Raw genomic sequence first — 11,032 nt, 5'->3', positions numbered from 1 at the left:
TAGCCACTTGCTATGTTGGCCACACGAGGCTTCGCCCGCACCCTCATCCGCCCCTTTGGGGCACCTTCTCCCGAGGGGAGAAGGGATGCAGGCAGCTCACATTGAGCCCCTCTCCCGTCGGGAGAGGGGTTGGGGTGAGGGTACGGGGCGAAGCCACTTGCTATGTTGGCCACACGAGGCTTCGCCCGCACCCTCATCCGCCCCTGCGGGGCACCTTCTCCCGAGGGGAGAAGGAATGCAGGCAGCTCTCATTGAGCCCCTCTCCCGTGGGAGAGGGGTTGGGGTGAGGGTACGGGGCGTAGCCACTCGCTAGTTGGACTACACGAGGCTTCGCCCGCACCTCATCCGCCCCTTTGGGGCACCTTCTCCCGAGGGGAGAAGGGATGCAGGCAGCTCTTCATCAAGCCCCTCTCCCATCGGGAGAGGGGTTGGGGTGAGGGTACGGGGCGTAGCCACTCGCTAGTTGGACTACACGAGGCTTCGCCCGCACCCTCATCCGCCCCTGTGGGGCACCTTCTCCCGAGGGGAGAAGGACGCGGTCACTGAATCGGCTGATCCAGCATCAACTCGCGTGCAAAGCGTACCGGCGGTGCGCCGTAGGACAGGATCTTGTCGTGGTAGGCCTTCAGATTGAAGGTGCTGCCCAGCTTGTCCTGCACCGCCTTGCGCGTATCCAGATGCTCCTGCACGCCCACGAAGTAGGTCGGCAACTGGGCCGACGACAGCTGCGCACGCACCCACTTGCCCGACGCTTCGCTTTCCTGCTGGAAGGTGTCGTGGGTCATCAGGTGCATCGCCTTGTCGCGATCCCAGCCGTCCACGTGTACGCCCTGGTCGAGGATCGCGTTGGCGATCGTGCGCAGATAGAACTTGAGCTGCACCAGGTGGAATAACGGGTCGTTATCCAGGTAGCCCTGTTCCTGCATCATGCGTTCGGTGTAGACCGCCCAGCCTTCGGCAAACATGCCCGAGCGCAGCACCGCGCGCAGCGTGGAGGGGAACTTGCCCGAGTGCCAGCCTTCCAGGTAATGGCCCGGGGTGCCTTCGTGGATGCTGAGCAGGTGGATCATGCGGCTGTTGTATTCGCGCAGGAACGAATCGACCTGCTTGGCATTCCAGTCGTCGGGGATCGGCGACACCGCATAGAACGTCTTGAGGTTCTTGTCGAGCGGGCCGGGCGAGTCGCAGTAGGCCACCGCCACGCCGCGCTGGAATTCCGGCATCAGGATGATGTCCACCGGCGAATCGGGCAGGGTCATCAAATCTTTCTGGCGCACGAATTCGGTGGACTGCGCGAGCGCCGCCTTGGCATCGTCCACCACCTTGTCGCGCGCCGGCTTGTCGGCATAGGCCAGTTCCAGCGCCGCCTCGATCGCGGCCTGCTGCTGGTCATCGCTGGGCGCATCCGGCAGGGCCGGCGCGCCGGGCTTGTCCTTGAGCACGGTGCGCGCAATGCCGTACATCTCCGTGCGTACGCGCGTGAGCTCGGATTCGGCACGCTGCTTGATCTCCGCACGCGAAAGCGACGACAGCAGCGCAAACTTCAGCTTCTGGTCGTACTTCTCCGCGCCCACGCGGAAGTCACCCTTGGCGTTGGGCACCAGCACCGTGTCCAGCCAGGTTTGCTGCTCGGCCACCGCTTTCTTCAGGTTGTCGATGGCGGCCTGCGCACGCGCGGCATCGGGCGGGGACAGCTGGCCGATGTTGGGCGCGATGAAGGTGTCGACGATGCTGAGGATGCCCTTGTTCTGCTTGGCCACCGTCTCGGCATGGATCTTGGGCACGCGCGCCGGATCCAGGTTCTCGCGCGCCTGTGCGAGCAGGCTGGGGATCTTTTCCATGCGCTGGGTGGCCGAGGCCAGGCGCTCGGGCAGCGGCGCGAATTCACGCGCCATCAGGCTGTACAGCGCGCTGCCGGCCAGGCCGTTGTAGACCTGCGGGTCCCAGGCCCAGCTCTGCAGCACCTCGGTGTTCCAGATTTCCGATTGCAGCTGGTTGCGCAGGATCGCCGCGTCCACCTGGTTTTCGCGCGAGAGCTTGCTGACGTCCAGCGCATCGAGCTCGGTCAGTAGCTGCTTGCCGGCGTCCAGGCTGCGCTGGCGGCCGGCGGTGCTCAGATCATCGAGCTGGCTGTCGAAGCGGTGGTCACCGACCTGGGTGGCATTGACCGGCGACAGTTGCATCCAGGTGTCCAGCGCGTGCTTGGAGAGCGCGGCAAAGCGCGCATCCGGGCTCTGCGCATCCTGTGCAGTGGCGGCGGCGGTGCCGGCACGCGGCGGTTCGGGCTGCTGGCAGGCGCTGAGACCGGCGAGCAGGGCGAGGACGAGCAGGCGTTGACGCATTCGTGAGTCCTGGGTGGTAGCAATCGCTCAGCATAGGCATCCAGGCTGCCGGCCGCATCCGCCATTGGTTTACCCTGGCCACCTTCCAAGGAGGTGGACCATGCACGACACCTGCAGTTTTGATTGCGGACGCATCGCGTTCGATCTGCACACCGAAACCCGCATCCGTGGCGTGTACGGCTGCAATTGCTCGCCGCGCCATGCGGCCGAAGGAGCCAGCCGATGAGCGCCGCGCTGCGCACGGTGCTGCTGGCGCTGTTGTCCTGTGGTCTGGTGGCAGGCTGCGCTCAACAGCAGCGCGAGCTTGCCGGTGGGGCCGCTGCGCCTGCAGCGCCGCCGTCCGGCCAGGGCAATTTGCTGGCGTATGAGCACGAAGTGCGGATCGAGTTGGCCGCCGACCAGATCGGCCCACGCATCACCGCAGTGCGCACTGCCTGCCAGTCGGCGCAGTACGGCGATTGCGCGTTGCTGGCGGTGTCGCAGGAAGGCGGGCGCGCGCCCAGCGGCAGCATTCGCGTGCGCGTGGCGCCGGACGGCGTGGACCCGTTGGTGCAGCTGGCTGGCCAGCAAGGTGATGTGGCCGCGCGCACCACGCATGCCGAAGACCTGGCGCAGCAGATCGCCGACACCGGCCTGGCGCAAGCGCGCCTGCAAAACGAACATGCCCGGCTGCTGCAGCTGCAACAGCGCCATGACCTGGCGGTGACGGATCTGCTGGCCTTGTCCAAGCGGCTGGCCGAGATCGAAGCCGAAGCGCAGCAGACCCAGCAACAGGCCGCGCAGCAGCAACGCCGCGTGCGCACGCAGTTGCTGACCATCGAATTCCGTGGCACCAGCGGCGAGCAGGGCCGTGGCGAGATCGCCGAAGCGGCTGCCGAGTTCGGTCAGGTGTTTGCCTCCAGCGTGGCCTTTGTCATCCGCGCGGTGGCGGCCTTGGTGCCGGTCGTGGTGGTGCTGGCCATCGTCGGCTGGCTGCTGCGGCTGGCGTGGCGCTGGCGGGCGCGGCGGCGCCGGGTGGTGTAACGCCTCAGGCAGGCCGGCGCACAGCGCTGGCCTGCCCAGATGCGGCAGTGCGATGCGGGCTTAGCCCTCGTCGACCTCGAATTCAATGAACACATCCAGCTGCAGCGCCAGTTCCTGCACGGCGTCGCGCACCTTCTGCGCAGTCGATTCGTTGCCGGCTTCCACTTCGAATTCGTGCGTGCCCGGACCTTCGTCGTCGGACAGACCTGCCGAACTGGAGTCGTCATCGTCCAGGTGCGGCATCAGATCGTCGACTTCCTCGACGTGCTCGATGCCTTCGATGCTCTGCAACAGATTGCCAATGGCGCGGGCATCGTCGTCGGTGCCGGTGATACGCATGCGAAGAGTCGGCATGGGCGTTGGTCCTGAGTGGTGGGAACGCAGAGCCTAGGTAGCGGCAGGCAAAGGCAAGGTGATGGCCTGCCGGCTCCGCGTCATGCGCTTCATGCCGGCTGCGTGCGCCAGCCTGCCTGCGCGTGCTGCGCCGTCTCCAGCACCTGCCGCGCGGCGCTGCCGAGCATGGCCGGCATGATGTAGTGACGATGGGTGCGGTGGATCGCCGCCATGTACAGGTGCCCGAACAGGTTGCGGCAATGCACCTGCGTCGCCATGGTCACCGCGAGCGTGTGTTCACCGGTACGGCGCACGCTGATCGCCGAGCGGAAACGCACGTGTTTGTCGTCCGCGCCCAGTAGCACCTGCACCTGCCGGCCATCGGCGTCGCTGCGGTGCGCCAGCACCGGGTAACGGCCGGCGAACCGCTGCGCTGCATGCGGGTCCAGTAACGACGACACCGGGCAACCCAGCGGCGAGGTGCGCAGCCCCAGCGGTTTGACCATCAGGTTGCGCAGCCGCATCAATCCGCTCACCCCGCTCGGTGGCTGGTCGATGAAGGCCTGCAGCAGATCGCACATCAGCTCCGGCAGCCGGTCGCTGTGCAGCTGGCGGGTATCCAGTTGCACCTGATGGCTGTCCTGGTAGTGCACCGGCGCGCTGAAGTGCGCGTGCAGCAGCGCATCGTCTGCCACGGTGGGCAGTGCGCGCACACGCGGTGCCGGCGCACTGGTGGCCACGAAGCCGCCACGTTGTGTCAGCGCCAGGGCCTGGCGCAGGCGACCGGCCCAGCGCCGCGCACGGGCGCACGCACGCTGCTGCCAGCTCTGTGGTCTGACGTTGAAGGACAGCGCCGTGGTCGGCACCTCGCTGGGGCGGAACTGGTCCGATTCCAGCAATGCGGTGACCGCCGCCGGCAGCAGCTCGGTGAGGCTGGCGATGGTGGCCTGGCCACTGCTGACCAAGGCCTGCCGCGCGCTGTCCAGCGCACCCGCGGCTTCATCGGGATGGCAGGACAGGGCGAACAACGCCGAATGGCTCGCGCTACCGCGCGCTGGCGCGAACTGATGCCAGGTGCCACCGCCAAAGCGCACCGTGAACAGGCTGTCGCCGGGCAGGTCCACATGGCGCAGCGCGTGCAGGAAGGCCTGCGGATCCTGCGCAATCTGCTGCGCCGAAGCGGTCGAGAACCGCAACTGCGCGCCGCCGCTGCCGGTCACCGCAGTGAACACGCGGTTGCCGGCATGGCAGTGAAACGGATGCCCCTGCGGGCCGACCGAAAACGAGAACAGCGAGGCCGGGTCGCCCAGCTGGAAGTCCGGTGCCGACAGCTGCGCCGATGGCTCGTCCAGTGCGGCGTGATGGGCCGGGTGCCGCTGTTGCCGCACGCCGGCCTGAGCGATCAGGCCGTCGCCGGCGCCTGGATCCAACTGGGCGATCAGGATCACTTCCACCGGCCGCCCGCCGCTGCAGGAGGGCAGCAACACGCGGGGGAAACTCGCTTCGGCAACAACCTGTTGTGGGTACATGGCAATCCTTGCAGTCATGACGAAGAGCGGAATTCAGCGCGGTTTCTTGGCCAATTTGCGCGATTCGCGTTGCAACGGACCGGCCTTGGGGCAGACCTCGAAGGCGAAACCGCTGAGCGTGTTGACCATGTTGTCCGGGGTCAGCCGGTACACCACGAACTGGCCGCGCCGTTCGCTGCTGACCAGGCCAGCCGCCGACAACACCGACAGATGCCGCGAAATGGCGGGCGCACTCATCGCAAAGCGCTCGCCAATCTGGCCAGCGGTGAGTTCCTGCGCCGACAGATAAGCCAGGATCTCGCGACGTGGCCGCGATGCCAGGGCTTCGAAGATGCGATCGATCGACATGATGGCTTAGCTAATTAACGAATTAGCTAATTAACTCGCTTGGTGTGCGAGGTGTCAAGTGATTTTTACTGGCGGGTCTGGCTGGGAGCGACGCCCGTCCCTGTTTGGAGAGGGTGAAGTACGGTGCAAGGCCGTGTTGGCGTGCTCGCATCTCATTGATTTTGGGTAGCCGCTACGCCGGTAGGCGGCAGACTGATTGCACCGCTTGCATGACGGGAGGCATCGCGGCGCAGTTGCAGATGGCGATGCACTACCTCCGGCGCAAGCTCACTCGGATGCCGGCGCACGGCGCGATCGCCGTCGCTGGCTTGGCGCGCGCGTGCTCTCGCCGGTGGGCAATGCCAGCAGTTCGGCGGGCAGTGCCGGCATCGGCGTGCGCTCGTCCAGTGCTTCGCGTTTGAGCCAGTCGATGAACACGGTGGCCGCCGGGCTGGGCGCGCGATGGCTGGGGTGCACGATGTAATAGGCGTAGCGCGCCTTCAAGGTCGGGCCGGGCAGGCGTACCAGCTCATAGCGCTGCAGATACGGTTGGGCAATGTGCTTGCGTGCCAGCACCGCGCCCAGTCCGTACACGGCCGCGCGCATCGCATCGGTGCTGTCGTTGAAGGTGTGCATTGGCGGTAGCGTGGTGCCGCGCACCTGCGCCGCACGGAACCAGTCGCGCCAGCCTTGCGGCGACATGTCCGACAACAGCGGCAGTTGCGCAATCTGCGCTGGCGTCTGCAATGCGGCCACTTCCGGCAACGAGGGCGAGGCCACCGGGAACAGTTCGTCGTCCATCAGGTGGTGCGAGGTCAGCCCCGGCCAGGCGCCTTGGCCATAGCGGATGCCCACTTCCGGCCCGCCTTCCTCGAAGCGAGAGAACGCCGGGTCCGATTGCAGGTCCAGGCGGATATGCGGGTGCAGGCGGCAGAACCGCGGCAGACGTGGCAACAACCAGCAATACGACAGCGACCGCAGCGTGGTCACGCGCAACGGGATGGCGTCTTCGCGCGGATGCAGATTGCCTGCCACCGCGGCGATCTCGGCCAGCGCCGCGCTGGCGGCATCGGCCAGCTGGCGTCCTTCGGCGGTGAGCATTACGCCGCGCGGCAGCCGCTGGAACAAGGTTGCACCGAGCAGTGCCTCGAGCTTGCGCACGTGATGGCTCACCGCGCTGGCGGTGAGGTGCAGTTCTTCCGCCGCATGGGCGAAGTTCTGGTGGCGCGCGGCTGCGGCGAAGACGCCGAGCGCAGGCAGCAAGGTAGGGCGTAGGTGCATGAGGCATGAGTGAGATTTGTGGCTCGCCCCGATACTACGCGCTTGTCGCGCCTGCGATGTACGCGGATGCTTTGTCGCTCCGCACCTCGATCCCGCGCCATGACCGCTCGCCTGCCCAATGTTCTTTCACGCGTGCGCACTGGCGCACTGCAGGCCAGGAGGGCGCACGCATGAGTGCACAGCCGTCACTGCAACCGGCGCTTGGCGTGCGCGATTGGCGCACCCCGCTGGAACTGGTGTTCCTGGGAATCGTGTGGGGCTGCTCGTTCCTGTTCATGCGTGTGGCCGCGCCGCATTTCGGCGCCGCGGCACTGGTGGAAATTCGTCTCGCGCTGGGTGCCGCGGTGTTGTTGCCGTTTTTGTGGGTGGCGCGCCGCCGCTTCCCGCTGCACCGTTGGCCGATGCTGGCCGCCATCGGGGTGCTCAATTCGGCATTGCCGTTCCTGCTGTTCGCCTGGGGCGCGCAGCATGCGCCCGCGGCGGTGGGCGCGATCTGCAACGCGATGACGGTGTTGTTCACTGCATTGATCGCGTTCGTGTTCTTTGGCGAACGCATCGGCACGCGCCGCGCGGTGGCACTGTTGATCGGCTTCATCGGCGTGCTGGTACTGGCCACCGGCAAGTCCGCCGGGCTCAGCGTGGGGCCGGCCGCGTTGGCCGGCGCTACCGCGTCGCTGCTGTATGGCATCGGCTACAACCTGGTGAAACGCCACATGGGCGATCTGCCGCCGGCAGCGTCGGCAGCCTCCACATTGGGGTGCAGTGCGCTGCTGCTGGCGCCGGTGGCGTGGTGGCAGTGGCCGAGCGCGCCGGTGCCGGCAAGCGCGTGGGCCTGCGCCGGTGCATTGGGCGTGGTGTGCACCGGGCTGGCCTTCCTGATGTATTACCGCCTGATCCAGCGCATCGGCCCCGCGCGCGCCTCCACCGTCACCTATCTGGTGCCGGTGTTCGGCGCGCTGCTGGCCTGGGCACTATTGGGCGAGGCACTGACCTGGACCATGCTGCTGGCCGCGGTATTGATCCTCGGAAGCGTGGCCTTCAGCCAACGCGCACGTTAACTATGCGCAGTTTTTCTGGGAGTGGTGAGGCGAACCCGCTTTTGCGATTCCCCATTCCCAATTCCCCATTCCCGACTCAACGCGCAGGCGGCGTCCGCACCGGCAACGGCACATTGCACAGATCGATGTGCCCGGCCGGTCGCTTGTAGAAATCGTCCTTGCGGTTGCGGCGTGCTTCGGCCACGTCCCGGAAGGTCTGGCTGTCGGTGCGCAGCAATTGCAGCGGCGTGCGCTCGGGCAACGGCACCTCGCTGGCGAGCCGGATCGCGCGCAGCGTCGTGCGCTGCGCGGCGTCTTCGTAAAAACCCATTGGATCAGGTCCGCGCGGAATCACGCTCAGCAGTTCCATGCCCTTGACCACGCGGCCGACCACGGTGATGTTGCGGTCCAGCTGACGGGGCGATTGACCGGTGACCACGTAGAGCTCGGCGCCGATGCTGCTGTCTTCATCGTTATTGCGACCCGCGCCCAAGGTGCCATAGCAATGCGCCAGCCAGGTCTTGCCGCTGGCCGGATCGCGGCCCACCGGAAAACCGTCGACGAAGCCGACCTGCGGTGCCCAGCCGTCGCTGTCGGGCAGGCGCTGGAAATCCAGGCCCTGCGAGGCGCGTTCGAATTCGGCCGGCAGATGCGTCTTCGCCGATCCCAGTGATTTGGCCTTGGCCGGCGTCTCGCCGTCGGGGTCGCCGAACTGCACCACAAAATTGTCCTGCGAGCGATAGATGCTCAGCCCGTCCCAGAAGCGCTCATGCGCCAGGGTACGGATATTGCCCACATGCGCCGGCGCGAACTGCGGAGCTAGTTCGATGATCACCCGGCCGCTGTCCAGTTCCAGATACAGCGTGCGCTCGGGATCCGGGACGCGCCACGCGGAGGCGGGCGAGGCGTCGAGCAATTGCTGCGGGCTTCGGTAGGCAGCGCTGGCAGCGGTGGGCACCAACAGGGCGAGCAGGCAGGCAGAAGCGAGGGTGCGCAGAAGCATGAAGGCAGCCAGCGGGGAGGTGACTGATTCTTGCCGACGCGGCGCGCCAACGCAAAGGGCGGTGCGCTACCCATGCCATACGCCAGCAGCACAACGCCGGCACGAAGGCCGGCGTTGTGGTGATGCAAATGCAGCAGCGGCACGATAAATCAGCTGTCTGGACACAACCGGCTCAGCGCGCCGCCGATGCAACGTTGGAGCGGCTAACAAAACGGCGTCGTTGTTGCCAGCGGCTCTTAGTGGTTACGCACGTGCGGGCTGGTGTGGTGCTGTGCCGGCGCATGGTTGTTGCGGAACAGCGGGATCAGCTGCCACAGCGCAGACAGGCCGACCAGTGTGTACACCACGCGCGACAGGGCCGCGTCTTGTCCGCCAAACAGCGCGGCAACCAGATCGAATTGGAACAGGCCAACCAGGCCCCAGTTCAATCCGCCGACGATAAGAAGCACCAGGGTGATGACATTGATCGCTTTCATGGGAGGCAGTCCGTGTGTGGGTTTGGAGTGCCTAGATTCACCATCGCAGCGCAAATGCATCGTGAGCGTTTCAACGCGTCTTTTTGCATTGCAAAGACGCATCACTCACGTGGTGAGGACGGCAATCGACCTCGTCTGCGGCGTGCTGTGACGCGTATTTCTCGCGCTCGTCAGCGTTGCGGCTTGCGCTTGATGTAGAGCTGCTTATGCACGCGCGCAACCACATCACCGCTGCGGTCGTGCACGTCGGTGTCGAACCAGTGCAGGTATTTTTCGCCGCTGTCGGTGGCGCTGCGCAAGGTGTCGAGGATGGCGTTGTCGAGCACGAAGTCCGCGGTCACCGTGCCACGGCCGGGCTTGATGAAGTCGATGCTGCCGGCCTTGTCCCAGACGTAGTAATCGCGTCCCAGGTTCTGCATCACCAGCAGCATCCAGAACGGGTCGGTCATGGCGAACAGGCTGCCGCCGAAATGCGTGCCCACGTAGTTGCGGTTCCATGGCCGCTGGCGCAGCTCGACCCGCGTGTAGCGGTAATCGGCCGACAACACGGTGACGTGGATGCCCGCGAACAGGAACGGCGGCCACAGGTTGAGGCCGAATTTGAACAAGGGTGCACGCATGCTCGACGTCAGCTCTCCAGGCCAGTGCCGAGAATAACATTCGTATGCGTATGGAGTAATGCCGAAGGCACATCGCGCTGCAGATGCGGCCGCGACGGCCGGCATCTGCAGCGCGCAGGGATCAGAACAACAGCGCCGACATCTTGCGGCGGTAGCGGCCCACCAGGTCTTCGTCCTCGATCACGCGGAACGCGTCGATCAGGCTGCGGCGCGGCAGGTTGTCCTCGAAACCGCGGTTCTGGCGCAGCATTTCCAGAAACTGCTCCAGCGCCGCTTCGTCGTCGCCTTCGAGCAGGTGACGGACCCCGAGCAGATGGCGCGCGTGCAGGTCGCTGCCATCGGCGGCCACCGTCGCCTGCAGGGCGGCGGCGTCGGGCGCATCCTTGAGCACGTTCGCAAAGCCCAGCCGCGCCTTGGCGCGCACGGCGCGGTCGTCGGTGGCCAGGTTGGCGGGCAGGGCGTCGATCAACTGCTCGGCCTCGAGCGTGTCGCCGGTCTTGAGCAGCGCCAGCGCCAGGTCCAGCTTGAGTTCGTCCTTGTCCGGCTCGGCGGCGATCGCCTCGCGTAGCGCGGCGACCTGCGCCTGCGGGTCCAGCGGTGCCAGCGGAACCTCTTCGGCCACCTGCGGCTCGGCCGGCAGCACGCCGTGCTGGGTCAGGAACTCGCGGATCTGGCCTTCCGGCATGGCGCCCGGGAAGCCGTCCACCAGTTCGCCACCCTTGACCAGGAACACGGTGGGAACCGAGCGGATCTGGAAGGCTGCAGCGATCTGCTGCTCCTTGTCCACGTCGACCTTGGCCAGTTCGAATGCGCCGTTGTAGTCGGCTGCCAGCTTTTCCAGGATTGGCGTCAGCGATTTGCACGGCCCGCACCAGGTGGCCCAGAAGTCCACCAGCACCGGTGTCGTCAACGATTTCTGCAGGACCTCGGTCTCGAAGGTGTCGGTGGTGACATCGAATACATGCGCTTTGTCGGACATGGGTTTCCAGGAGAATGACGGCAACAGTGGACCGTAATGGTGGCAAACCCGGCCCAGACAAGGCCAGCGTTGCCGCCGCCAG

The 11,032-nt window shown here is 66.1% G+C and carries 12 protein-coding genes; 3 read left to right on the top strand and 9 right to left on the bottom strand.

Annotation, left to right across the window (positions count from 1 at the left end; translation table 11 throughout):
• Positions 1–539: 539 nt before the first annotated feature.
• Complete coding sequence (locus tag QRM60_RS07950; RefSeq protein ID WP_115556387.1) at positions 540–2,342, bottom strand: DUF885 domain-containing protein; 1,803 nt, start codon at positions 2,340–2,342, stop codon at positions 540–542.
• A gap of 100 nt (positions 2,343–2,442) precedes the next feature.
• On the opposite strand from QRM60_RS07950, the gene QRM60_RS07945 reads away from it, so the two are divergent.
• The gene (locus QRM60_RS07945) at positions 2,443–2,568 is read left to right on the top strand and encodes a hypothetical protein (protein WP_267478103.1); all 126 of its coding nucleotides are present in this window, start codon (positions 2,443–2,445) and stop codon (positions 2,566–2,568) included.
• Positions 2,565–3,365, top strand: a complete 801-nt coding sequence (locus QRM60_RS07940) for a DUF4349 domain-containing protein (RefSeq protein WP_042598281.1) — start codon at positions 2,565–2,567, stop codon at positions 3,363–3,365. The genes QRM60_RS07945 and QRM60_RS07940 overlap by 4 nt, the downstream gene beginning before the upstream one ends.
• 60 nt (positions 3,366–3,425) lie before the next feature.
• Here QRM60_RS07940 and QRM60_RS07935 read toward each other — a convergent pair whose 3' ends face one another.
• The 4 genes from QRM60_RS07935 to QRM60_RS07920 all read right to left on the bottom strand — a co-directional run bounded on the left by QRM60_RS07935 (position 3,426) and on the right by QRM60_RS07920 (position 6,835).
• Positions 3,426–3,719 carry a hypothetical protein gene (locus QRM60_RS07935; RefSeq protein ID WP_014508313.1) on the bottom strand — a complete coding sequence of 98 codons (294 nt, stop codon included), beginning with the start codon at positions 3,717–3,719 and terminating at the stop codon, positions 3,426–3,428.
• 89 nt (positions 3,720–3,808) lie between these two features.
• On the bottom strand, positions 3,809–5,143 hold the full coding sequence (locus tag QRM60_RS07930; RefSeq protein ID WP_285445925.1) for a DUF2867 domain-containing protein: 1,335 nt from the start codon (positions 5,141–5,143) through the stop codon (positions 3,809–3,811).
• Positions 5,144–5,260: 117 nt separating this feature from the next.
• Positions 5,261–5,575, bottom strand: coding sequence for a metalloregulator ArsR/SmtB family transcription factor (locus QRM60_RS07925; RefSeq protein ID WP_012437889.1), 315 nt, complete (start codon positions 5,573–5,575; stop codon positions 5,261–5,263).
• 267 nt (positions 5,576–5,842) lie between these two features.
• Positions 5,843–6,835, bottom strand: coding sequence for a LysR substrate-binding domain-containing protein (locus tag QRM60_RS07920; RefSeq protein ID WP_285445912.1), 993 nt, complete (start codon positions 6,833–6,835; stop codon positions 5,843–5,845).
• A 170-nt stretch (positions 6,836–7,005) separates the two neighbouring features.
• Here QRM60_RS07920 and QRM60_RS07915 point away from each other — a divergent pair, with 170 nt between their 5' ends.
• A complete protein-coding gene (locus QRM60_RS07915) occupies positions 7,006–7,893 on the top strand; it encodes a DMT family transporter (RefSeq protein WP_273672260.1) in 888 nt (295 codons plus the stop codon).
• 76 nt (positions 7,894–7,969) lie between these two features.
• Here QRM60_RS07915 and QRM60_RS07910 read toward each other — a convergent pair whose 3' ends face one another.
• The 4 genes from QRM60_RS07910 to trxA all read right to left on the bottom strand — a co-directional run bounded on the left by QRM60_RS07910 (position 7,970) and on the right by trxA (position 10,950).
• Positions 7,970–8,875, bottom strand: a complete 906-nt coding sequence (locus tag QRM60_RS07910; RefSeq protein WP_285445911.1) for a peptidylprolyl isomerase — start codon at positions 8,873–8,875, stop codon at positions 7,970–7,972.
• A 236-nt stretch (positions 8,876–9,111) separates the two neighbouring features.
• A complete protein-coding gene (locus tag QRM60_RS07905; RefSeq protein ID WP_042598290.1) occupies positions 9,112–9,351 on the bottom strand; it encodes a DUF378 domain-containing protein in 240 nt (79 codons plus the stop codon).
• Positions 9,352–9,521: 170 nt separating this feature from the next.
• Complete coding sequence (locus tag QRM60_RS07900) at positions 9,522–9,971, bottom strand: DUF4442 domain-containing protein (RefSeq protein WP_285445910.1); 450 nt, start codon at positions 9,969–9,971, stop codon at positions 9,522–9,524.
• A gap of 121 nt (positions 9,972–10,092) precedes the next feature.
• Complete coding sequence (trxA, locus tag QRM60_RS07895) at positions 10,093–10,950, bottom strand: thioredoxin (RefSeq protein ID WP_014508307.1); 858 nt, start codon at positions 10,948–10,950, stop codon at positions 10,093–10,095.
• Between the last annotated feature and the right edge of the window lie 82 nt (positions 10,951–11,032).

It is taken from the genome of Xanthomonas sp. fls2-241-TYG-148 (assembly GCF_030208815.1).
GTDB classification, from domain to species: domain Bacteria; phylum Pseudomonadota; class Gammaproteobacteria; order Xanthomonadales; family Xanthomonadaceae; genus Xanthomonas; species Xanthomonas campestris.
The sequence above is the reverse complement of the archived record's forward strand: the minus strand, read 5'-3'. Positions and strand labels throughout refer to the sequence as shown.